The organism is Grimontia sp. NTOU-MAR1 (assembly GCF_035758505.1).
GTDB classification, from domain to species: Bacteria; Pseudomonadota; Gammaproteobacteria; order Enterobacterales; family Vibrionaceae; genus Enterovibrio; species Enterovibrio marinus.
In genome coordinates this window covers 3,401,802-3,425,039 of record NZ_CP142108.1, presented here as the reverse complement: position 1 = coordinate 3,425,039, position 23,238 = coordinate 3,401,802, and the positions used below count along the sequence as shown (strand labels likewise).

19 protein-coding genes are annotated in these 23,238 nt (G+C 47.7%); 2 read left to right on the top strand and 17 right to left on the bottom strand.

Annotation, left to right across the window (positions count from 1 at the left end; genetic code table 11):
- Positions 1-19 precede the first annotated feature (19 nt).
- From wecB to VP504_RS15915, 7 genes are all read right to left on the bottom strand, one after another.
- Positions 20-1,138 (bottom strand): non-hydrolyzing UDP-N-acetylglucosamine 2-epimerase, encoded by a 1,119-nt coding sequence (gene wecB / locus VP504_RS15945; protein WP_325892022.1) that lies wholly within the window; start codon positions 1,136-1,138, stop codon positions 20-22.
- A gap of 30 nt (positions 1,139-1,168) precedes the next feature.
- The gene (gene rffA, locus VP504_RS15940; RefSeq protein ID WP_325892021.1) at positions 1,169-2,302 is read right to left on the bottom strand and encodes a dTDP-4-amino-4,6-dideoxygalactose transaminase; all 1,134 of its coding nucleotides are present in this window, start codon (positions 2,300-2,302) and stop codon (positions 1,169-1,171) included.
- The gene (locus VP504_RS15935) at positions 2,295-2,861 is read right to left on the bottom strand and encodes an acyltransferase (protein ID WP_325894063.1); all 567 of its coding nucleotides are present in this window, start codon (positions 2,859-2,861) and stop codon (positions 2,295-2,297) included. The genes rffA and VP504_RS15935 overlap by 8 nt, the downstream gene beginning before the upstream one ends.
- A gap of 17 nt (positions 2,862-2,878) precedes the next feature.
- Positions 2,879-3,739: a glucose-1-phosphate thymidylyltransferase RfbA gene (rfbA, locus tag VP504_RS15930; RefSeq protein ID WP_325892020.1), complete on the bottom strand. Its 861-nt coding sequence runs from the start codon at positions 3,737-3,739 to the stop codon at positions 2,879-2,881.
- Positions 3,740-3,790: 51 nt separating this feature from the next.
- Positions 3,791-4,861 carry a dTDP-glucose 4,6-dehydratase gene (gene rfbB, locus VP504_RS15925; RefSeq protein ID WP_325892019.1) on the bottom strand — a complete coding sequence of 357 codons (1,071 nt, stop codon included), beginning with the start codon at positions 4,859-4,861 and terminating at the stop codon, positions 3,791-3,793.
- Positions 4,862-4,947: 86 nt separating this feature from the next.
- Positions 4,948-5,445, bottom strand: coding sequence for a transcription/translation regulatory transformer protein RfaH (rfaH, locus tag VP504_RS15920; protein ID WP_325892018.1), 498 nt, complete (start codon positions 5,443-5,445; stop codon positions 4,948-4,950).
- Between the two features lie 226 nt (positions 5,446-5,671).
- Complete coding sequence (locus tag VP504_RS15915; RefSeq protein WP_062704706.1) at positions 5,672-6,727, bottom strand: response regulator; 1,056 nt, start codon at positions 6,725-6,727, stop codon at positions 5,672-5,674.
- A gap of 299 nt (positions 6,728-7,026) precedes the next feature.
- Between VP504_RS15915 and VP504_RS15910 the strand changes: the two genes are divergently transcribed.
- Complete coding sequence (locus VP504_RS15910) at positions 7,027-7,917, top strand: LysR family transcriptional regulator (RefSeq protein ID WP_325892017.1); 891 nt, start codon at positions 7,027-7,029, stop codon at positions 7,915-7,917.
- A 182-nt stretch (positions 7,918-8,099) separates the two neighbouring features.
- Positions 8,100-8,699, top strand: a complete 600-nt coding sequence (locus tag VP504_RS15905) for a Yip1 family protein (RefSeq protein ID WP_062704702.1) — start codon at positions 8,100-8,102, stop codon at positions 8,697-8,699.
- Positions 8,700-8,794: 95 nt separating this feature from the next.
- Here VP504_RS15905 and purF read toward each other — a convergent pair whose 3' ends face one another.
- The 10 genes from purF to fabB all read right to left on the bottom strand — a co-directional run bounded on the left by purF (position 8,795) and on the right by fabB (position 23,054).
- Positions 8,795-10,309: an amidophosphoribosyltransferase gene (gene purF / locus VP504_RS15900; protein WP_062704700.1), complete on the bottom strand. Its 1,515-nt coding sequence runs from the start codon at positions 10,307-10,309 to the stop codon at positions 8,795-8,797.
- Positions 10,310-10,386: 77 nt separating this feature from the next.
- A complete protein-coding gene (cvpA, locus tag VP504_RS15895) occupies positions 10,387-10,878 on the bottom strand; it encodes a colicin V production protein (protein ID WP_325892016.1) in 492 nt (163 codons plus the stop codon).
- A gap of 63 nt (positions 10,879-10,941) precedes the next feature.
- Entirely contained in the window at positions 10,942-11,469 is a 528-nt protein-coding gene (locus VP504_RS15890) for an SPOR domain-containing protein (protein ID WP_062704696.1), read from the bottom strand.
- Between the two features lie 2 nt (positions 11,470-11,471).
- Positions 11,472-12,740 carry a bifunctional tetrahydrofolate synthase/dihydrofolate synthase gene (gene folC / locus VP504_RS15885; RefSeq protein ID WP_325892015.1) on the bottom strand — a complete coding sequence of 423 codons (1,269 nt, stop codon included), beginning with the start codon at positions 12,738-12,740 and terminating at the stop codon, positions 11,472-11,474.
- Positions 12,741-12,837: 97 nt separating this feature from the next.
- Positions 12,838-13,767, bottom strand: a complete 930-nt coding sequence (gene accD, locus VP504_RS15880; protein ID WP_062704692.1) for an acetyl-CoA carboxylase, carboxyltransferase subunit beta — start codon at positions 13,765-13,767, stop codon at positions 12,838-12,840.
- 239 nt (positions 13,768-14,006) lie between these two features.
- Positions 14,007-14,801 (bottom strand): tRNA pseudouridine(38-40) synthase TruA, encoded by a 795-nt coding sequence (gene truA, locus VP504_RS15875; protein WP_325892014.1) that lies wholly within the window; start codon positions 14,799-14,801, stop codon positions 14,007-14,009.
- Between the two features lie 154 nt (positions 14,802-14,955).
- A complete protein-coding gene (locus VP504_RS15870) occupies positions 14,956-19,209 on the bottom strand; it encodes a FimV/HubP family polar landmark protein (RefSeq protein ID WP_325894062.1) in 4,254 nt (1,417 codons plus the stop codon).
- A gap of 234 nt (positions 19,210-19,443) precedes the next feature.
- Complete coding sequence (locus tag VP504_RS15865; RefSeq protein ID WP_062704686.1) at positions 19,444-20,469, bottom strand: aspartate-semialdehyde dehydrogenase; 1,026 nt, start codon at positions 20,467-20,469, stop codon at positions 19,444-19,446.
- A gap of 2 nt (positions 20,470-20,471) precedes the next feature.
- Positions 20,472-21,611: a 4-phosphoerythronate dehydrogenase gene (locus VP504_RS15860; protein WP_325892013.1), complete on the bottom strand. Its 1,140-nt coding sequence runs from the start codon at positions 21,609-21,611 to the stop codon at positions 20,472-20,474.
- Positions 21,612-21,842: 231 nt separating this feature from the next.
- Positions 21,843-23,054 carry a beta-ketoacyl-ACP synthase I gene (fabB, locus tag VP504_RS15855; RefSeq protein WP_062704682.1) on the bottom strand — a complete coding sequence of 404 codons (1,212 nt, stop codon included), beginning with the start codon at positions 23,052-23,054 and terminating at the stop codon, positions 21,843-21,845.
- Between the last annotated feature and the right edge of the window lie 184 nt (positions 23,055-23,238).

Genomic DNA, 23,238 nt, shown 5'->3' with positions numbered 1-23,238 from the left:
TCTCTTTTGCTTATTTTGTTTATAGCTTTAGTCGGGCAACTATTTTCTCGCATGCCTTGCCATCACCATAAGGGTTATGCGATTTGCTCATGCGCTCATATGCTCCGTCGCTCGTCAGCAGCAGTGACATTTCAGTGACTATTTTTTCGACACTGGTTCCAACCAGTTTGACCGTCCCTGCTTCTACTGCCTCAGGGCGCTCCGTTGTGTCTCTCATAACAAGCACCGGCTTACCTAGCGAAGGGGCCTCTTCTTGAATGCCGCCTGAATCAGTCAGAATGACGTGGGAACGGTTCATCAAGTACACAAAAGGAAGATATTGTTGTGGCTCAATCAAATGAATGTTGTTGATGTTCGCCAGAATACGATTTACTGGCTCACTCACATTCGGATTCAAATGGACTGGGTAAACAATCTGTACGTCAGGGTGCTGGCTCGCTATTTCAGCGAGTGCTTTACAGATATTTTCAAAACCTTCGCCAAAGTTTTCCCTTCTGTGACCAGTCACAAGGACGAGCTTTTTATCGCTGTCTAAATAAGGGAATGCAGAACTCAACGCTGCCGACATGTCACTGTCGTTATTAATTTTTTCATTCACCCATAGCAAGGCATCAATTACCGTATTACCGGTAATTGATATATCTGAAGCGGAGATATTTTCTTTGATAAGGTTATCGCTAGATGACTTTGTTGGTGCGAAGTGCACAGATGCCAGTGCACCCGTTAATTTACGGTTCGCTTCTTCTGGCCAAGGCGAGTAAATGTTCCCTGTCCTTAAACCCGCTTCAACATGACCAACACAAATTTTTTCGTAGTATGCAGCCAAAGAAACAGCAAGCGTCGTCGCCGTGTCTCCATGTACTAATACAATATCAGGCTTAAAATCTTCGAAAACGTCTTTCATTTTAAGCAAAATGTTCGACGTTACTTCATTCAGGCTCTGCCCAGGCTTCATGATGTTAAGATCGTAGTCCGGTTTGATTTCGAACAGTTCAAGCACTTGATCCAACATCTCTCGGTGTTGAGCGGTTACGCAGACTTTCGCCTCTAGCTCGGTATCTTTGTTCAATAAGTGGACAAGAGGAGCCATTTTGATGGCTTCTGGCCGTGTACCAAATACGGTAAGTACCTTTTTCATTCTTTAATCCTTATTTACCTTCGATACGTGCTACTGCGCGTAGAAACCGATAATCGCATCGATGACTTTATCCTGATCTTGGCTTGTTAACCCATGATACAAAGGTAGGCGTATCAGCTTTTCACTTTCACTGGTGGTGAAACGGTCTTCCCCATTGAAGTGACCAAAGTTGACACCAGCACTGGATGAATGCAAAGGGATGTAGTGGAAGACTGCGTTAATGTCATTGTCTTTCAAATGACGGATTAGTTGTGTTCTTTCGTCAAAATCATTGGTCTTAATAAAGAACATATGTGCATTCTGCTCACAATCAGGACTGACAACTTGAAGCGTGAGGTTGCCTTCTTTGGCCAACACAGAAAGCTTTTCATTGTAGTAGTGCCAGCGGCTTAATCTTTCATCATTGATACGCTCAATTTGTTCTAATTGCCCCCACAGATATGCGGCTTGAAGATCAGACATTAGAAAACTGCTGCCTAGGTCTACCCAGCTATATTTGTCGACCATTCCGCGGAAAAAAAGCTTTCTATTCGTCCCTTTTTCACGGATTATCTCTGCACGCTCTGCAAACTGTTCATCATTAATGATTAACAGCCCACCTTCACCGCCACTGGTATAGTTTTTGGTTTCATGGAAACTAAATGCACCGATATGGCCAATGGCACCTAAAGGCTTTCCTTTATAACGAGACATTACACATTGAGCTGCGTCCTCAATAACGTAGAGTCCGTGTTTCTCAGCAATAGCCATCACTTTGTCCATATCACAGGATGTACCTGCATAGTGAACGGGAACGATCGCTTTCGTTTTCTCTGTGATTGCTGGTTCAATCAGATCTTCGTCAATGTTCATGGTGTCTTTTTTGACATCGACGAACACAATTTTAGCCCCGCGCAGCACAAACGCATTCGCGGTACTCACAAAGGTGTAGCTTGGCATGATGATCTCATCACCTGGCTGCACATCAATAAGTAGTGCCGCCATTTCCAACGCGTGAGTGCAAGAAGGTGTTAAAAGTGCTTTGCTACAACCTAGGTGTTGCTCAAACCATTCCTGACACAATTTAGAATAATGGCCATCTCCCGCCATTTTGCGATTCCGCATCGAATCAAGAACATAAGACTCTTCATTGCCTGTGTAGGTTGGTCGGAAAAATTCAATCATTTTCTATTTTACTCAAAAATTTAGGGACCAACTTTAGAAGGTCACGCTTGCGTTCTTTTAGGTAACGTGCAGGAACACCTACATACATGGACCAAGGCTGGGTATTTTTGTTCACCAGAGTCATCGAACCAATCGACCCGCCTTCTGCGACCACTGTACCGGGCAAGATTGTGGCATTTGCACCAACGATGACGTATTTTTCGAGCGTCACTGGTTCAAATATTTCGTCTTTAAATTCACGGGGGACAAGTGAGTTTGTCATCGTTTTCCCGCTGTAGTCATCAGACTGGGAAAATATCTTTACGCCATATGCCAAAGTCACAAAATCATCGAGAAACACACCGGGAGTGCCTCCTGCGATAAGGCACATCGGGGTTATGTGACAATATTTCCCTATGCTCACCTTTCCAGAAATAACACAGAAGTCATCGATTCTACTGTGATCGCCCAGTTCGATGCTGTCATGGTTATATATTGACGCAAGTTTACTGACTTTGACGTTGATGCCAAGAGACTTGAAGCCAAGGGAGTTCAGTTCTTCTTCTGTGTAATAGGCCATATCACTCACCAAATACTTCAGAGTAACGAATGTAGATACTGACCGTATCCGTTTTTACTGAGTTCGTTGGCTATCTGTCTTACTTCTTCTTTGCTCAGCCAACCATTTCTCAAGGCGATTTCTTCAAGACAAGCGATTTTAAAACCTTGCCTCTTTTCAATCGTTTCTACGAAGGTTGAAGCTTCCAATAGACTATCGTGGGTGCCAGTATCTAGCCATGCAAATCCACGCCCTAACAAATCAACAGACAACTCTCCGCGTTCTAGATAGGCTTGATTGACTGAAGTAATTTCCAGTTCACCGCGCGACGAAGGCTTGATAGTTTTGGCAATATCAACGACCTTGTTGTCGTAAAAATATAAGCCAGTGACTGCGAACTCTGACTTCGGCTGACTCGGTTTTTCTTCAATGGAGATCGCGTTATAGTTTTCATCAAACTCCACGACACCAAATCGTTCAGGGTCTTTGACTTTATAGCCAAAAACCTTTGCGCCATGTGTCAGATTTGCTGCGTTGATGAGTTTGGGAGAAAAGCCTTGTCCCCAAAATATGTTGTCTCCGAGCACGAGACATACGGAGTCATTTCCGACGAAATCTTCGGCAATGATGAAAGCCTGGGCCAAGCCGTCAGGCGAGGGCTGAACGGCATACTCTATGTTCACACCAAATTGAGTACCGTCTCTAAGCAAGCGCGTAAAACTCTCTTTATCTTCCGGAGTAGTGATTACGAGAATGTCCCTGATCCCCGCAAGCATTAGAACTGAGAGCGGATAATAGATCATTGGCTTATCGTAAACAGGGAGAAGCTGCTTGGAAATACCGCGTGTGATGGGATACAGCCGAGTGCCTGAACCACCAGCTAATATGATGCCTTTCATGGAAATTTTTAATCCTAGTTGCGGAGTTTAAGAGCTTGATAAGAGCTCTTCTTAGTGGTTCTGGCTACTGCCTAAACGTTCTAGGCTGTATGAGCGATCCAGAACTCGCGTCCACCACTCTTTGTTCTCTAAATACCAAATGACCGTTTTCTTTAATCCGGACTCGAATGTTTCCTCAGGCACCCATCCAAGTTCTTTTTCAATTTTTGATGCGTCAATCGCGTAACGCAGGTCATGCCCAGGTCGATCAGCGACATAGGTAATTAAATCCTCATAGCGCGCTACACCTTCTGGCTTAGATGGTTTCAACTCTTCAAGAAGTGAACAAATGGTCCGAACCACATCAATATTCGCTTTTTCGCTATGACCGCCAATGTTGTATGTTTCACCTATTTTACCCTCGGTGATCACTTTAAAAAGAGCTTTGGCATGATCTTCAACAAATAGCCAATCTCGAATTTGCATACCATCACCATAAACAGGTAAGGCTTTGCCATCCAAGGCATTCAGAATCATCAGAGGGATAAGCTTTTCTGGGAAGTGGTAAGGACCGTAGTTGTTTGAGCAGTTGGTCACGATAGTCGGCAAACCGTAAGTACGTAACCAAGCTCGAACCAAATGGTCACTTGAGGCTTTTGAAGCAGAATAGGGACTTGATGGTTCGTACGACGTTTCTTCAGTGAACAAATCTGTGGTGGCTTGAAGGTCACCATAAACTTCGTCGGTAGATATATGATGAAAGCGAAAACCTTCTTTCTTATCGCTGTCTAAGGTATGCCAGTACTGACGCGCAGCTTCTAGCATATTATAGGAGCCAATAATATTAGTTTCGATGAATGTTGCTGGACCATCAATCGAGCGGTCAACATGAGACTCTGCTGCTAGGTGCATTACTGCGTCAGGTTGATGTTGTGAAAATACGCGGTCTAACTCAGTACGATCACAGATATCAACTTGCTCAAATGCATGGCGCGCATTATCAGAAACCGAGGATAGCGACTCTAGGTTGCCAGCATAGGTAAGCTTATCTAAGTTAACAACGCTATCCTTCGTATTTTCAATAATATGCCTAACGACTGCGGAGCCAATGAAACCCGCACCACCTGTCACTAAAATCTTCATTGCTGATTCCAATATTTGTTTTTCTATACGCTACCGCCCTTGGGTGTCGGCCCCAAAACACGCGATGGTATCTATGTTTATTGTGATTACTTCTTACGAAGCGCTTTGTTTTCCGTTGACACTTCAACCTGAAAGCTAATCAGGTTGATCAACAAAATCGAACGCAATTCCCCGTCAGCCTCTTTATATATTGCCTCTGTCCCTTCAAACTGACCCGAAAGCACTTCTACTTCGTCACCGGGTTTAAACACTTCACACATTGCTTCACGCTGTTCATCGCTGTCTTCGTGAGACATTAGATCCGTGATGAGCTCTATAGGCACGACAGTTGGTATCGCGCCTTGTCGAACAAAGTCGACAACCCCACGAGTCGAACGTACTGTTGTGTAAGAGATTTTTTCAGCGTCAAAGGAAGCAAAAACGTAGTTGGGAAAGAGCGGCTCCAACTCGCTGGAACGCTTGCCTCTGCGGATTTTTTCTACAGTTACCTGTGGGTAGTAACAATCGACGCCTTGTCTTTTGAGGTGCTGCTCAGCGCGTTGTTGCTCGCTGCGTTTACAATAGAGCAGATACCATGGATTCATTTCTAGTCGTTCTCGCCGATTTACCGATTTATTGCTAGCCAATTTTGCATCATCTTTGCGACGCAACGCTTGAGTATATTAGGCTGGGCTTTGTGCAGCAAGCAGACAGCCTTTAACTGCTCAAATAGTCTGCACTGCTTCATAGTTTGGAACGCAGAGGTTGATTTTTCATCACGAAAAAAAACCGCCTATCCCGGCGGTTCTTCAGATGATGGTTTCGGTCGAATTAAGCGCTCAGTCTCTGGATGTCTAAACTGAAGCTGGTGAGACCAATCTCGCTAAGCGATACCCGTACACTCCCTCCGGAAAGGTCGATGGTTTGAAAACGCGTACTCGATGCGTCAATGCCTAACAAGTTATCGTTCTTTACAATCAATGCCTTACCAGAACCATCAACAACGGCGTTTAGGCCCGCTGACAGAACGTCCAGTTGGTCGTCTGCAGCGTTTAAAATGCCAAACATGGCCCGGATTGGGCTAGCATAGGTGGAGCGCTTTATGGCATGTTCAATTTGGTGGACAAGGTGAACAAAACCACGCTCGTCGGCATCTTGCGAACGGAGATACTCATTGAAAAAAGCACGGATCATCAGCGTTGTCGCCGTACCATTTTCTCCCGCAGAGGCACTGTCAACCATATAGAACGCCATCTGTCCGTCCATCATCCAGGTGTAATCAAGCACAACCGGGTTGGTGTCAGCAGATTGCAACGAATGATAGGACAGTCGCCAATCGCCTTGCTGGGAATCCTGTTCCGGCATCAAGCCTATTAATAGGTCTCTAGCATTACCAGGGTTATCCAATAGATCTTCCAGATGCCATTTCAGTTCTTCAGTCAGCGGTTGATCGCCATTTTGTGAGACCTTAAACCATTGCTGCGAAAAATCCGCATCGCTGTTCACACCTCCATCTGCATCTTCGAGTACAGAGATAATGGCAGATTTCACGATCATAATGTCTTCGATAGGCTTGATTAAAAAGTCTTTCACACCAAATCTCAGTGCCTGAGCAACATCTGACATACCACCAGTACCTGAAATAACAATCACTGGAAGCATTGGGTATTCCATACTGACTTCTTCGACGAACTCTAGTCCGGTCATCACCGGCATAGAGAGGTCGCTAAGTAACAAGTCAGGAATACCTTCTCTCAGTGCTTTTAATCCATCTAGTCCATTCCCGGCTTCTCTTACTACGCACCCTTCCTTACGAAGAAAACTACCAATGATGCGGCTGAACACGGGATCATCTTCAACAATGAGAACTTCTTTTCCTTCCAACACAATATGTTCTCCTGTTTTCTCTTGCCTTGCTGGTGTCTAATACGGGCGCTTTGCTATTACTAGGATAGTTTGAAAATCAGCACGAGGTTATCACTAGCCTGTATTAGACGACTCGAAAGTGGTTAACTTTCTGTATCCTGAAAAGAAAATAATTTGGATATTTTCTATCTTTCAGTACCGTCACACCACCTTTAGAGTCCCACATATTGACATGAGACAACGAAAAATGACCCATGTTAATTTGAAATAGCTAAAACAGTACTTTTTTGTTGAAGACCATCGCAAGACAGTGAAATCCTATGAAATTAGATGATTTAAATCTTTTCCGACTGATCGTCGAGAATGGAAGCTACACATCGGCATCAAAAAAGACGGGAATCCCTATTGCTACCCTAACCCGAAGAATTCAGGCGCTAGAAGAAGATCTGAAGATCAAACTCTTGCATCGTGATGCCAGAAAACTGTCACTGACGGAAGCCGGACAAAGTTTTTATGACCGGTGCTCGCCTTTATTGGAGCAATTGGTGGAAGCGACTGAAAACCTGTCTGAATATTGCCAGGGCACTTCCGGTACGATCCGGCTTGCTGCTCCTTCTAATATTGCGATGAAGCTACTGCAGCCCATGTTCAGCGCCTTTCTCGTCGCTTACCCAGACATTAGGATTGATCTGTCACTCTATAATGATGCCTCACCTTCCCTCTTGGATGATAAACATGCTTTTATCAAAATAGGGCCGCAACGCGACTCTTCGATGATCGCCAGAAAGCTTCACACGGTCAGAGATATTCTTGTTGCAAGCTCCAGTTACCTTTCAACAAATGCACCGCTGACGGAAGCCTGCGATCTGGAGAAACATCATCTTTTGAAAGGTTGGCCGCTCATGAGATGGCGGCTTTCCAACGATAAGGGCCAATATATCTGTGTCTCTCAGCAAGGGCGATTTGAGGCAACAGAGCTCAGTGTAGTAAGGGCTGCGGCAAAAGATGGGTTGGGTATCGCACTGATCCCCGATGTTTTGGTGCAAAGAGACATTCAAGAAGGTGAACTCGTCCAGATTTTGCCAGGCTGGACCACTGAACCTCGTGATATCTTCCTGATGTACCATGACAAAACACACCACCCGGCAAAGCTGCGTGCATTCATCGACTTTTCTCTCTCATATTTTCACTCAGAAAACATTGAAGAGTGAAGCTGATCACCAAGTGTCCCAGATTCGATAAGTGATTAAAAAACCACCATACTTTTGGTGGTTAAAACTTGCGAATGACGTCCCTCAGCACCTAATGTTATTAGTATGTAACAAAGCGATCGATCACGTATCGCTGTTGCGTATAAAACATTGCTGGTTACCGCTACAGGAAGGAGCGACCTATGATTTTGGGACATTTGCTCGGCCTTTATACCCATCCGAAAGAAGAATGGAAAAATATTGATGATCTCCACGAAGGGACGGCAAACAGTATGGGACACGCCGCCATTATGGCGCTCATCCCACCTATCTGCGCATATTATTCCAGTGTGCATATTGGCTGGCAAATCGGCGTCGGTGATCCGATTTTCCTCACTCAACAAAGTGCGATCATTATCGCCTGCGCGATGTATTTTGCACTCATCACGGGCGTGATGGCTCTTGCCTATCTCACCCTCTGGATGAGTCGAACGTTTGGTTCCACTCCAACATATACTCAAGCCCTGGAGCTTGCGGCTTATACGGCAACACCGATATTTATGGTAGGTCTGGCTGCTCTCTACCCCATAGTTTGGTTTGTCATGTTAGTAGGTCTGGCTGGTATCGCCTACTCAGTGTATTTGCTTTACACAGGGGTGCCGATAATTATGCATATCCCAGAAGAGCGGGGATTTATCTATGCAAGTTCAGTGGTAACGTGCGGTTTGGTGCTTTTGGTTGCGATCCTTGCCAGCACAGTCATCATGTGGAATGTCGGCTTCGGTCCTATGTTTGTCCAATGATTAAATTTGTGCAGTAATTTAAGACTAAAACTAATAAACGCGGCTTGATAGCCGCGTTTATTGTTGGAATAGCTAACCATCAAAGGAGCCAAAACTTAGCTCTCGTTGTAGATTTCGAGGTTAGCCAATTCTTGCTGCTGTTCACGGACCGCTTTAGAGTCGTCGTTACGGAGACTTTCCAGATAATCCAGATATTCCTGATTGATATCGCTAGTGACATACTCGCCACTGAACACCGAGCTTTCAAAGCGTTTCACATCAGGGTTACCGTCGCGCACCGCTTCTTCCAAATCGCTCAGGTCTTGGAAAATCAGGCCATCAGCACCAATAATTTGGCAGATTTCATCGACTTCGCGACCGTGTGCAATCAGTTCGTTCGCGCTCGGCATGTCGATACCGTAAACATTCGGGAAGCGGATCTCTGGTGCAGCTGACGCCATGTATACACGCTTCGCGCCGGCTTCTCTTGCCATTTCGATGATTTGTTCAGATGTGGTGCCGCGAACAATCGAGTCATCCACCAGCAGTACCGATTTGTCTTTAAACTCTGAGCGAATAGCATTGAGTTTACGACGTACTGACTTACGACGTTGCTGTTGACCCGGCATGATAAAGGTACGGCCAACATAACGGTTTTTCACGAATCCCTGGCGATATGGCTTCTCAAGTACCTGAGCGATTTCCAATGCAATATCACAGGAGGTTTCAGGAATCGGGATAACCACGTCAATATCCAAGTCTTCCCATTCACGACGGATTTTAGCACCGAGCTTTTGCCCCATGTTGATGCGTGCGCCGTAGACTGAAATCTTGTCGATGAATGAATCCGGACGCGCAAAGTAAACGAACTCAAAGATACAAGGAGACAATGCAGGGTTGTCAGCACATTGGCGGGTAAACAGACGACCGTCGAAGGTAATATAGATGGCTTCGCCCGGCGCTATATCACGCACAAAGTCAAAACCAACTGCATCCAGCGCCACAGACTCTGAAGCCACCATATACTCTTCACGACCATTGACTGTGCGCTTGCCCATACAAAGCGGGCGAATACCGTGTGGGTCACGGAAGGCAACCAGACCATGGCCAATAATCATTGCAACTACGGCGTAGCCACCGGTCACTTGCGAGTGAAGCTCACGAACTGCCTTGAACACATCTTCTTCTGTCAGTTCTTGAGACGCCACTTTGTCGATTTGGTGGGCAAGGACATTAAGAAGGACTTCTGAGTCAGAGGTGGTGTTGAGGTGGCGTCGGTCTTGAGCAAAAAGTGATTCACGAAGCTGATTGGCATTGGTTAGGTTACCGTTGTGAGCCAATGTGATGCCGTAAGGTGAGTTCACATAAAATGGCTGCGCTTCGGAAGCGCTGGAGCTACCCGCAGTTGGGTAACGGGCGTGGCCAATACCCACGGTTCCCTGCAGTCTTTGCATGTGCTTAAGTTGGAAAACATCTTTGACCAAGCCGTTCGCTTTTCTCAGGCGGAAGCGGTTATCGTCAATGGTGACAATCCCTGCCGCATCCTGACCTCGGTGCTGAAGTACTGTCAACGCATCGTAAATTGACTGATTAACCGGGGTCTCGCCCACGATCCCAACAATCCCACACATGTATGCTGTTCCTTGTAACGCGAAATTGAGCCCAGGGAACTTGTGGATTTGCCCGCGAACCTTGCCGCGGGAAAACCTTAGATCACCTTAGGCAGAAAGCTGGAGCTTTGCTCCAAATAATCGAAAAACCATTCAATCACTACCCCAAATTTAGGGATTAACTGCGATTGTTTCCACTCTGGAGAACTGGCAAAGCTGGTGAATGCATCGAGGAAAAACAGTAGTGCAGCGACAATCAGCACGCCACGAATACCCCCAAAAACAATCCCTAACACGCGATCTGTACCTGAAAGGCCAGTTTTTTGTACTAACTGTCCAATCACGTAGTTAACAACCGCACCAACAATCAGAGTGGCAATAAACAGCGCCGCTATTGCTGCGCCGTTTCGAATCATTTCGTCATGAATATTTGTAAAGTAAGCTGCCAGTTGCGGGTAAAAATCACTTGCGACAAAGAAGGCACCAAACCAAATCACCAGCGACAAGGCTTCTTTAACAAAACCGCGGACCAAGCTAATCAGAGCAGAAAAGCTGATCACGCCAATAATGATGTAATCTATCCAATTCATCTTTTAATCATCTGAGCGATTCGCGCGCATTTTAACAGAAAAAATGACGACGCAAACGTTTTCTTATGGGTTGAGTGGGTTAAATCTAAGCAGTTGACCTTTCAAGCCCGTCAAAGACTCTAAATCCGCAGTCATCGACTCTAACTTTTCTTTCGAGACATCAGGGCCTACTTCAACACGCGCTAATTCACCTTCTTTGATATCACGTGGCATAAGTTGCGCTGCATACCCTTTACTCCGAAGTGTTGCTACTAGGTTATGCGCATTTTCAATGTTACGAAACGTACCTAGACGAATAATCCATGCCGAGTCGGTATAGTTTTCTTTGGGCGCTGAAGCGACATTCGGTGCCGCCGGCGCGTCTATGGTGACGACGACAGGCTCTTCTGGCGGCATAAAGCTTTCAACTTCTTCGGGTGCCATGACAGGCTCGGTCAGCAAGGATTCATCCACTTCCTCGCGCAAAGGGATGGCTTGATAGCTTTCTTCATAATGTGCCTTTTCACCGTCAAACACATCGGGGAGGAAAATAACGCCTAGAGAGACAAGGATGAGCGTCCCGACCAATCGGTTTTGAAACTGGGTTGCCACAATTACTCCTGTTTTTGGAGGTGGTCGGCGATCTCACCGACTGTATGGAAAGAACCGAATACGATAAGGATATCCCCTTGCCAGTCGAGAGCAGCTCTCGCTTTGTCAAAAGCCAGTGCTGGTGTTGCGAAGCCTTGGACACCCTCTGGTAAGTATTCAGCGACCTGTTCCCAGCTCGCAGCGCGGGGACCAGTAAGTGAAGCTGGGTACCAATGGTCAATGACGGACTTCATTTCTTCGATGGTGGCGGCAATATCCTTATCATGGAGCATAGCAACGACAGCATGCACACAGGCGTTGGATGCCTCTTTCAATTCCCGAATTTGTTTCGCCAGATACGCAGCTGAATGTGGGTTGTGGGCAACATCCATCAAAATCAAAGGTGAATCAGAAACGCGCTCCATGCGTCCAGCCAGTTTTACTGACTTCAGACCATCAACGATGTGCTCGTCAGTGACTTCAAGCTCAGAAAGCCCTAATGCCATGAGTGCCGTTGCTGCATTCGGAAGTGGTAAGTTGGGAATCGGCAAATCACGCAAATCAAACGCGCCGCATTGCCAATGCCAGACATCACCTTCTTTTTCATAGTCAAATTGATACCCTACTTGATGCAGGTTCGCGCCAATATCATCAGCATGGGCAGCAACACTGGCTGGCGGTTCAGGTTGACCGCAAACCGCAGGTTTTCCGGCTCTGAAAATACCGGCTTTCTCGAAGCCAATCACTTCAATGTCATCACCGAGCCAATCGACATGATCGATAGCCAAGCTAGTGATCACCGATACATCATGATCAACGACATTGGTGGCATCCAAGCGACCACCTAAGCCGACTTCCAGTACCACCACATCAACTTGGTTATCAAGAAACAACCAAAGTGCTGCCAACGTGCCGAATTCAAAGAAACTCAGGCTGGTATCGCCACGCAGTGCTTCGATCGCGGCAAACGCTTCTGAATGCCTTTCATCATCCAACTCCAAGCCATTGATTCGAACACGCTCGTTATAACGCACCAGATGTGGGGAGCTGTATACGCCAACTTTGTAGCCAGCGTTGAGAAGAATGGTTTCGATAATGGCACAGGTGGAGCCTTTGCCATTGGTACCGGCTACCGTGATGACTGTCGGCGCTAGCTTGGTTAGGTTGCCGTTACTGGCAACCAGTGAAGCGCGGTCCAAACCTAAATCAATTGCGCTGGTGTGAAGAGATTCCAGATACTGCAACCATGCAGATAGCGGTGAATGAGCACCGGGCTTAATGAGTTCTGACATTTGTTATCTATTCAAATTTCCGATGCTTTAATCATATCAGCTAAAAGACAAAGAGCGCCATAAGGCGCTCTTTCGATGTGAGATTTGCTAGGCGAAGTTACTCTTTATCTTCTTCCACTGGCTCAGCTTCAATTACTTCACCTTCCAGCGGTTTGTCGACGGACACAACCAATGGAGATTCTTGGTTGGTCATTTTCGCCAGCATACCACCGATGCGCTGACGCATTTCGCGGCGATCAACAATCATGTCAATCGCACCGTGCTCCAACAGAAACTCGCTGCGCTGAAAACCTTCTGGCAGTTTCTCTCGCACGGTTTGTTCAATAACACGTTGGCCAGCAAAACCGATCAAAGCTTTTGGCTCACCGATGTTTACGTCACCCAGCATCGCAAAGCTTGCGGTGACACCACCGAAGGTTGGGTCAGTCAACACAGAAACAAAAGGCAAGCCTTTTGCTGACAGGCGCTCCAGCGCTGCACTGGTTTTCGCCATTTGCATGAGCGACATCAGCGCTTCTTGCATACGTGCACCGCCACTTGCAGAGAAACAAACCAAACCACAGTTATTTTCGATGGCTGCGTCTACCGCTTTCACGAAGCGCGCACCAACAACCGCACCCATTGAGCCGCCCATAAAAGCAAATTCAAAAGAGGCCGCAACTACTGGCATACCCAGTAGTTCACCTTTCATGACGATAAGTGCATCTTTCTCGCCACTCGACTTCTGCGCTGCAGAGATACGATCTTTGTACTTTTTCGAGTCACGGAACTTGAGCAGATCTTTCGGCTCCAACTCATCACCGATTTCTACACGGTTACCTTCATCAAGGAAGGTTTCCAGGCGCTTGCGCGCGCTCATACGCATGTGATGGTCACATTTCGGACACACGTGCAGGTTACGCTCAAGTTCTGCGTGGTACAGCACCTGTTCGCAAGACGAACATTTGGTCCAGACGCCTTCTGGGATAGAAGCCTTACGTGAAGAACCGATATTGCTTTTTGTCAGAATTTTTTCAAGCCAGCTCATGAACGACCTTTTATATTGGAGCACTCGCCGCTTACATCATTACCATGCACTGTTTCGGTCACCATGAACGCGGTCTGTGCAGAGATGGGCAAGTGGCCTTGATATCTACGAATTCAACAGAGAATTAAAACACAACTTGTTAAGACTTTGGACAAAAAACTGGTACTACCTATTGTTAGTCCCACTTATCTCTACTTTGTTTTGTGACAAAGAGGCGATTTTAGGTACCTCTTTCATGATTAAAGCTGTTCGTCTGGCAGAAACAAAGGGCCTATCGGCGAGGATGGCAATTCATATTCCGTCGGATAATCCACTTCAACCAGATACAATCCTTCTGCCTTTGCTGTCGCTGCTGCCAGGTTGCGGTCTTTAATTTCCAGCAACCACTTCAGCCACTCTGGCTTTTGCTCTTTGCGGCCGACAGTAATCAAGCTGCCAGTGATGTTTCTCACCATGTGGTGAACAAATGCATTGGCCTTGATATCAATGATCACGAAACGTCCCTGACGAGTCACATTTATATGGTGAACATTTCGCCATGGGCTGTTTGACTGACACTGAGCTGCGCGAAAAGACGTGAAATCATTCTCACCCAATAAGCATTGGGCCGCTTCATGCATCAGCTTTTCGTCCAATTCACCATGATAGTGGCTCACACCGTGACGGAGAATACCCGGACGCAAAGCGTTATTGTAGATAATGTATCGATAACGACGTGCCGTTGCGGTAAAGCGGGCATGGAACTCATCCGGCACCTCTTTCGCCCAACGCACTGCGATTGTGTCAGGTAGGTGTGTGTTGACGCCCATGGTCCATGCTCGCAGTGGCCTTGAGCCTTCAACATCGAAATGAACTACCTGACCTGTGCCATGAACGCCAGCATCTGTGCGACCGGCGCACTGCACTTCAATAGGATGATTGGCGATTTTGGACAGGGCTTTTTCAAGATGTTCCTGAACGCTTGGCACTTCACGCTGGCGTTGCCAGCCATAAAATTTCGCACCGTCGTATTCTACACCCAGGGCAATTCTCATCGTGTTTTCTCTGTCTTACAGGTTATCTAAGGCGGCGCATTATATAACCTGCTTTCTTCATAAGCCAATCAGCCAATAATTCCTCTAAGTTGAGTTAGCTACCTTTTAACAACATAAAAAAGGCGGGATACCCCGCCTTTTTGGGATCTGTTGGTTAATTAAGCTTCTCAATCATCAATCTGGCTTCATCCTTGAGGTTCGTATCGCCGCTTTGCATTACCTTTTCAAGAAGTTGAATGGCACCGTCAACATCATTCATCTCAAGATAAGCTTTCGCCAAATCCATATTGGTCGCGGCTTCACCACTGCTATCAACATCAGCAGGTTGAATGTCGCTCAGCACGTCTGGAAAATCTTCTAGCCCAACATCCAGATCTATTTTCAACGAGTCAGGGTCTTCCTGGGGCACACCGTCATCTTTCATCAGCTCATCAATACTGATGTAGTCTTCACTCGGCGCGGTCTCTTCAACCAGCTCGCTTTCAACATCATCCAGCAATCCATCCAAGTCACCTTCAAGGTCCATGGACTTGATCTCATCACCCAGAACCTCTGGTTGCTCAGACCAATCTTCGCTTTCAAGCTCCGGCTCCGGCGCTTGCTCCGCGCTCCAAACGTCACTTTCATCCTCAGGGATGTCGAGCTCTTCGGTTTCAAAGTCCCCCAGCCCTGAGTGTTCTTCTTCCAGTTCTTCTGAAAGCAGTGCTTCCATGTTCAAGCCTGCAACCTGATGCTCATCGTCATCGAGTTGCGCTAGCTCATCCAATTCAGCGGCTCGATAAGGCGCTTGCGAAACCGGCGCGGAAGGTTGCGTGAAGCCCTCTTCTTTGGATTGTGGTAGGAATTCTTCCAGCTCTCGTTGTTCATCTAACGCGGCAGACAGTGCATCGTCTTCGTCAAACTCACCCAGTTCATCAAGTCCGATAGGGTCAACTTTCGGGAAAGCCAGTGTATTAGGCTCCGTCGCCGTGAAGGCATGAACCTCTTCCTCGGTTTCTTGTTCCGGCTGAGGTGTATTCAGCGATTCTTCTTGAAGCGCTTCCTCTTCGGCGACGTCACTTTCAACGGACTCAGCTGCGTCTTCCTGGGAGGTAGGAAGTTCGACTTCATATTCCTGCGCTGCATCTTCTTCGGTATATTCGGGGAGATTTTCCAAATCCAGTGGCGCGGTATCATCGTCATCAGGCAAGACTTCACTGATTGCTTCTGATTCACCTTCACTGTCTGCTAATGCTGCCTCTTCGTCATACTCAGGCAAAGAAGACAGATCGAGCGGCGCTTCATCTTCCGCCTCGAACGCGTCTTCGGCTTCTTGCTCGACGGAGACATCTAATGGTTCTTCTGATTCCGATTCTAACGCTTGAGGCTCTTCAACTTCGTTTTCTGCTTCCGGGCTTTCTGAGGTTGAGGATTCAACGTCACTATCTTCAATATCTCGCTCTTCTGGAGCCAGTTCATCAACAGTAAGCTCTTCAGTGATAGCTTCGGCTGTATCTGGCGTCTCATCAAAGGCTACCAGCTCATCCTGTGTCTCGGCTGTCTCTTCTGACGCTTCTGGCTCAATGTCTGGTTGCTCTAGCTCAGTTTGGACAGAGTCAGCTTGCTCTGAATCAAGCTCTTCAGACTCAGTTGAAGACGCATCTTCATCTAGCAGACTATCGAGAAGATCCAAGTCTTCGGCTGTCGCCTCAGGCTCTTCAATCGGCGCTTCATCCAGTGCGGTTTCTTCCGTATCGCTCTCAATATCTTCTTCAGTCTGCTCGTCCTGCTCAAGCACATCATCCAGTAGTTCCAGCTCTGATTCAGAGGCTTCAGGTTCAGGTTCAGCCTCAACAGGCGTATCGTCCACCAGCTCATCCAGCTCAGTCTCTGAACTGCCGTTGCTCAGTGCGTCATCAAGCTCAGTAAGATTCTCAACACCCGACTCTTCAGCCTCTGTGTGCTCTTCAGTCTCTGCCACTTCTGGCTCAGGAATCTCCAACTCATCAGAGACTTCTTCCGGCGCATCATCTGAATCGTCACCCAATACCTCACCAGTGATCTCCGGTGTTGTCTCGGCATCAATATCCAGCACACTATCGATGTCCAATTCATTATCAATGTCGACGTCGAGATCAGGGTCTTTATCGATATCAAGCTCGCTATCAACACCAAGATCATCACCAAGCAGATCGTCATCCGGGACTTCATCCAGTAATGCACTTTCATCTTCGAGTGCATCACCGTCGTCAATCAGCTCATCGAGCAAAACATCGGTTTCTCCGAGGTCGACTTCTTCCTGATCTTCTGTTTCACCAAGAACATCGCCCAGCAAATCATCGTCATCAATGGCTTCGTCAAGTAATGCCGTTTCATCAAGCGGGTCTTCGTCATCTTCGCTGACAAGCTCGTCCAGCAAGGCGTCTGTTTCAGACAGATCCGCGTCGAGTTCTGGCTCGAGCGACAAATCATCGGTATCGTCTTTTTCTTCTGATGCGACAGTATTGCCATCTTCATCAATGAGATCATCGCCAAGCATTTCATCAAGCAGTGCATCAGGGTCTGCGATATCGTCCTCTTCCACGACATCATTACTGATAAGATCTAGGTCATCGTCTTCGCCGAGTGGCTCATCCAGCATTGCCGTATTGTCTTCAGCGCTTGACTCTGGCTCAGCAGCTGAGCCAATAAGGTCATCGATGTCATCATCAGACAGGTCGATATCCTGAGACAAGTCAACTTCAGGCTCATCATCCAGCACGTTATCGAACAAGGCTTCATTGGTTTCAAGGGCTTCTTCTGAAGCGTCTTCCTCTGCTGACGCTTCAGGCGCTGGTTCGGCTTCTGTAGTGGCTACTTCGTCGCCTTCACTTGACTGTTCTGCGGCCAGTAAAGCATCAATATCATCGACTTCTTCATCACCGCCGCTGAGCGATTGCTCCCACATTGCGGCGAGCGCTTCATCAGGGCTGAGTTCTGCTTCTTCAGGCTGTGAGGACATCTCATCGAGCGCACGTTCCATATCTTCCAAACCGATCGCGTCATCGGTATTCGCTTCGACATCGGTACTGGTATCAAAGTCATCATCCAAACCAACATCCAAGTTCGATGTCAGATCAGTATCGGCATCGATGTCCAGGTCGCCTTCTTCAGGTTCTTCTGAAAGCTCAAGAGTATCGGACAGGTTGATATCATCAAGATCATCACCCATGTCGTCGCCAAAGAGTTCGTCGGTATCAATATCATCGGTAACTTCAAGTTCTTCATCTTCCAGAACAAGTTCGTCAGTACCGTCATCAACATCGACCATCGCCGCTGGCATATCTGGGGCTGCACCATCCAGACCTTCCGGCTCTTCAACGTCAACATCTTCGTCTTTGCGGCGACGCATGATGAAGAAGGCTGCGGCACCAATTACTAGCAACGCTGGAATAATTGCCATAGTCGCCAGCATCAATGGGCTTGCCATCACGGATTCAAAGAACGACGGTTCTTTCATTTCCACCTTAGCCTGGCGCATACGCTGAACTTCGAGGAACTCACGAATTTCTTCTGTTAGTTCTTCATCAGCTGACATCTGGTCTTTCATGGCAGCCAGCTCATTTTGTACTTCGGCCAGACGGATTTTCAGAATGTGGTTACTTTCAACTAGTTTGCCCATTTGCAGGTCAGATTCGTTGATTTGGTTCTGAACCGCAGACATGTTTGGTTTGGTCGGCGCGCCTGACATGTCACCCTTAGGTTCCATTACCTCCTTCTCTTTCATAGGCGCGTTCTCAGCCATGGCTTCCGGTTCACCGGCTTCCATTTCTGGCTTCGTTTTTTCGACCATTGCAGGTTCAGGTTTTGGCTCAGGCTTAGGTGTTGTTTTTGGTGTGGTCACTGCCGGCGTAGTGACTTGCTGACTTAATGGCTGATTAGCCACGCGTTTTGCGTCTTTACGCGCCTCATCAATTTGCAGGCGGCTCGCAACATCACCAGTACTCTCACGACGAATCTCAGTGAGTGTTGGCATCAACAAGGTACTGCCAGGAATCAAACCGTGGATATTGGCATCTTCAAACGAACCTGGATTCAGGCGAAAAATTGCACCAATGGTCTGATAGACAGTCACTGAGTTGTTCGGCTGATAGCGCGACGCGATAGACCAAAGTGTGTCAGAGTCACGGGTTGGCCCAACAGTCTGGCGTCGGTTCACAGAGGAAAGCGGCGCTTGATTTTGTTGAGTCAGAGGCTCAGTGGCACTGGACGGAGGAGACTCTTCTACCGGGCCAAGAATGCGAATAGCAGACTGCGCAGAGAACGGAATACCGAGGCTCAGCAATAGAGACGAGACGACAAGCGTTTTGCCGAGACGACCACGTGATAAGTATGAAAAAAGAGTTCGCTTCATCGCGTTATAAAAATCTGGGTCAGACACTGCCCGCATTCCCCTATGGCAGAATAAAAGGCTTTTCACAATCGCGGTGCGTTTCCCGTACTGAAGTCGCTGGGAGGCAAGGCGTTAAACACCTGCTGCGATTGATATTACTGGTTATTTCCATAACTATATCGGAAGCCCAGCTGAAAACTGTAGTGTGAAGAGATAAAACTGTGTTTTGTGATCAAACAACCGGCACCAGATCACCGCTGCCGGCTGTTAGGTTGAACAAGTCAGGGATGATTACAGGTAATCGCGGATCAAAAATTCAGCAATTTGCACTGAGTTTGTCGCTGCGCCTTTGCGGACGTTGTCAGCAACAACCCACATGTTCAGGCCGTTCGGGTGACTGATATCATTACGCACACGACCGACCATGACATGGTCTTTACCTGTCGCTTCTTTTACCTGCGTTGGGTAGTCTTCGCCATAGTAAACTTCAACACCTTCAGCACGGGATAACAAGTCCATCGCTTCGGTGGCATCCAACGGCTGCTGACATTCAATGTGTACGGCTTCAGCGTGGCCATAGAACACAGGCACGCGCACACAGGTCGGGTTTACCGCCACGGAATCGTCGCCCAGAATTTTCTGGGTTTCCCACACCATTTTCATTTCTTCTTTGGTGTAGCCGTTGTCCATGAACTCATCGATGTGTGGCAGACAGTTAAACGCGATCTGTTTTTTGTAGGTGCCTGGTTCTGCTTCCTGACTGTTCAACAGTTTCACTGTCTGGCCTGCCAGTTCATCAACCCCTTTCTTGCCTGAACCCGATACTGACTGATATGTCGAGACGTTGATGCGCTCGATACCTGCGGCATCGTAAATTGGCTTCAGTGCCACCAGCATTTGGATGGTCGAACAGTTAGGGTTTGCGATGATGTTACGGTTACGGAAATCCGCAATCGCTTCCGGGTTCACTTCTGGCACGACCAGTGGGACATCGTATTCGTAGCGGAAACGTGAGGTGTTATCGATAACCACTACGCCTTCATCAGCAGCAATCGGTGCCCAACGATCAGATGATTCTGCACCCGCTGAGAACAGCGCGATTTGAACCTGGCTCCAGTCAAAGTCTTCCACGTTTTTCACGCGGACACTTTTACCGTTAAAGCGGATGGTTTCACCGGCGCTGCGCTCACTTGCCAGCAAGTGAAGATTGCGCACAGGGAATTTACGCTCTTCCAACACCTCGATAATGGTGCGTCCTACTGCGCCTGTAGCACCTAAAACAGCGACGTCATAAGCCACATCGAATTCTTGTGTCATGATTATTCCTCTACGGTAAAACCTAAATTAGCGAGCGACTCTAACCCAAACGCTGCCTCGCCCGCTAGTGTAATTGCACTGTACTCGCGTCTGTCCCAGTAATTCTTTCGCAAGCGGTCAAAGCTTGCGCGTTGCTGTTCAACGTCAGCCATCGCACGGCGAAACTCGGCGTCATCACGACGAATGTCATAAATTAGCTGGCACAGTGCCATCAGATCGGTTTCATCCCAAGGCTTGCTCAGAGATACCTTTGGAATGGGAGCGACCGGCAGCAAAGACGCCGCTTCGACTTTTTCTTCCTGGTTACCCAGAAACTCGCAGTAACTGTTGTAAATCATGGTGGTGCCGCGTGCTTTACCTTCCAGTCCGTAACCCGCAACGTGCGGGGTGGCGAAAGCCAGCATGGGAAGAAGTTCCATGTCCACTTCCGGTTCAAACTCGAACACATCTAGCACGGCAGTTAAATGCTGTGTTTTCAGTGCAGCTTTCAGTGCGTCATTACTGACCACTGGACCGCGAGCCGCGTTGATAAGGATTGAACCAGGCTTCAATGCAGCGATCTCCGCTTCACCCATCAGATGATGCGTTGGGTATTCACCGGTCTTGGTTAGCGGCGTGTGGAAGGTCAGGGCATCACACTCTGCAATCAGCGTTTGTAGAGGATGAAACTCGCGTGTGTCGCCTTCCGCTTGTTTGATAGGATCGCATAACAGGTGCGGAATGCTGAGCGCTGACAGACATTTAGACAGGTAGCTTCCCACCTGACCTGCGCCCACAATGCCAACTTTACGGTCAGCAATAGAAAAGCCCTGTTGCTGGCTCAATACCAGCAGCGCGCTTATCACGTATTCGGCCACACCCACTTTGTTACAGCCCGGCGCGGCAGTAAAGAAGATGCCTTTGCTGGCAAGCAAATCCGCATCAACATGGTCTGTCCCTGCGGTTGCCGTACCAACAAATTTCAGTTTATTGGCTTTTTCCAGCAGTACTTCGTCAACTTTGGTGACGGAGCGAATCATCAGCGCGTCAACGTCAATCAGATCATCTGCCTTCAGGGTACGTCCTGCTTTTGCGGTAACCGTACCCAGCTTGCTGAACAGCTCAGCGGCATACGGCATGTTTTCATCAATCAGAATGTTCAAGTGTGTTTACTCTTACATTTATTCTATTGGCGCTATTGTGACGGTTTTCTGCGCCAGATAAAACGAAAAAACCCGGCCAATTGGCCGGGCAAAATCCAGGATCTGAAAGGTAGAGATCGGCTCTCAACGATCTAAACCTGCGTCTGTTGTGGGCATAAAGCCTACGTCCCGGAAAACTAAGGGGCCTGTCTACCTTTGACAGCCAGCAGACCCTGGGGACAAGTGAGACGCTTATCCCTCGTATTTTTTGATAACCAGCGTGGCGTTGGTGCCACCGAAGCCGAAGCTGTTAGACATCACAGTCTTCAACTCAACTTCACGGGCTTCCGACACGATATCCAAGCCTTCAGCGGCTGGATCCAGGTTTTCGATGTTGATGCTTGGTGCAACGAAGTTATTTTCCAACATGATGGTGGAGTAAATCGCTTCGTGAACACCTGCCGCACCCAGTGCGTGACCGGTCATGGCTTTGGTTGCAGAAATTGCAGGGCTGTTGTTGCCGAACACTTCCTGAATCGCCCCCAGCTCTTTCACATCGCCCACTGGCGTAGAGGTACCGTGAGTGTTGATGTAGTCAATTTGATCGACGTCCTGCATCGCCATCTTCATACAGCGAACTGCGCCTTCGCCCGATGGCGCTACCATATCGTAGCCATCTGATGTTGCACCGTAGCCCACGATTTCACCGTAGATTTTCGCACCACGCGCCAGCGCATGCTCAAGCTCTTCGATAACCATCATGCCGCCACCACCAGAGATAACGAAACCATCGCGATCAGCGTCGTAGGTACGTGATGCTTTTTCTGGGTTGTCGTTGTATTTGGTCGACAGTGCACCCATGGCATCAAACATCATGGTCAGTGACCAATCCAGTTCTTCACCACCACCCGCAAAAACTAAGTCTTGCTTACCCAGTTGAATCAATTCGACAGCGTGGCCAATACAGTGCGCGGACGTCGCACATGCTGAGCTCATGGTGTAGTTCACACCACGGATTTTGAATGGTGTTGCCAGACAAGCTGAAACCGTTGAAGACATGGTACGTGGCACCATGTAAGGACCAACACGTTTTACGCCTTTTTCACGTAATGTGTCTGTGGCTGCAACCTGGTTAATCGATGATGCGCCACCAGAACCGGCAACCAGACCGGTGCGGTCGTTAGACACCATATCTTCTGTCAAACCGGCATCTTCGATAGCCTGCTCCATTGACAGATAAGCGAAGCCCGCAGCATCGCCCATAAAACGAAACTTTTTGCGATCAATGTGATCAGCAGGATTGAGCTTTAAATCACCCCAGACATTACTGCGAAGCTTCATGTCTGCGAACTGTTGGGAAAAGCTAATCCCTGATTTACCCGTCTTTAATGACTCCAGCACTTCTTTAACGTTGTTACCGATGCTGGAAACAATTCCCATACCTGTAATTACGGCTCGTTTCATCTTTTGTTCCTACAATTCGAGTTCGCACCGATGATAGCGGTTTTGATACGCCTAAGTGGTCAGCTTTCCTAGAGTACAGGTGTAAGCTGAAATTTTTCACATACTGACACAGACCCGTTGTCGGTTCTGTATATTCCGTCGAATTGGCGATAGAATCCGCGCTCGACGTGCAAATCCCGTTTTT

What these genes read in the sequence shown, in the direction of transcription:
- wecB (WP_325892022.1), bottom strand. Translation starts at nt 1,138, where the DNA reads ATGAAAAAGGTACTTACCGTATTTGGTACACGGCCAGAAGCCATCAAA.
- rffA (WP_325892021.1), bottom strand. Translation starts at nt 2,302, where the DNA reads ATGATTGAATTTTTCCGACCAACCTACACAGGCAATGAAGAGTCTTAT.
- VP504_RS15935 (WP_325894063.1), bottom strand. Translation starts at nt 2,861, where the DNA reads ATGGCCTATTACACAGAAGAAGAACTGAACTCCCTTGGCTTCAAGTCT.
- rfbA (WP_325892020.1), bottom strand. Translation starts at nt 3,739, where the DNA reads ATGAAAGGCATCATATTAGCTGGTGGTTCAGGCACTCGGCTGTATCCC.
- rfbB (WP_325892019.1), bottom strand. Translation starts at nt 4,861, where the DNA reads ATGAAGATTTTAGTGACAGGTGGTGCGGGTTTCATTGGCTCCGCAGTC.
- rfaH (WP_325892018.1), bottom strand. Translation starts at nt 5,445, where the DNA reads ATGAATCCATGGTATCTGCTCTATTGTAAACGCAGCGAGCAACAACGC.
- VP504_RS15910 (WP_325892017.1), top strand. Translation starts at nt 7,027, where the DNA reads ATGAAATTAGATGATTTAAATCTTTTCCGACTGATCGTCGAGAATGGA.
- VP504_RS15905 (WP_062704702.1), top strand. Translation starts at nt 8,100, where the DNA reads ATGATTTTGGGACATTTGCTCGGCCTTTATACCCATCCGAAAGAAGAA.
- purF (WP_062704700.1), bottom strand. Translation starts at nt 10,309, where the DNA reads ATGTGTGGGATTGTTGGGATCGTGGGCGAGACCCCGGTTAATCAGTCA.
- cvpA (WP_325892016.1), bottom strand. Translation starts at nt 10,878, where the DNA reads ATGAATTGGATAGATTACATCATTATTGGCGTGATCAGCTTTTCTGCT.
- folC (WP_325892015.1), bottom strand. Translation starts at nt 12,740, where the DNA reads ATGTCAGAACTCATTAAGCCCGGTGCTCATTCACCGCTATCTGCATGG.
- accD (WP_062704692.1), bottom strand. Translation starts at nt 13,767, where the DNA reads ATGAGCTGGCTTGAAAAAATTCTGACAAAAAGCAATATCGGTTCTTCA.
- truA (WP_325892014.1), bottom strand. Translation starts at nt 14,801, where the DNA reads ATGAGAATTGCCCTGGGTGTAGAATACGACGGTGCGAAATTTTATGGC.
- VP504_RS15870 (WP_325894062.1), bottom strand. Translation starts at nt 19,209, where the DNA reads ATGCGGGCAGTGTCTGACCCAGATTTTTATAACGCGATGAAGCGAACT.
- VP504_RS15865 (WP_062704686.1), bottom strand. Translation starts at nt 20,469, where the DNA reads ATGACACAAGAATTCGATGTGGCTTATGACGTCGCTGTTTTAGGTGCT.
- fabB (WP_062704682.1), bottom strand. Translation starts at nt 23,054, where the DNA reads ATGAAACGAGCCGTAATTACAGGTATGGGAATTGTTTCCAGCATCGGT.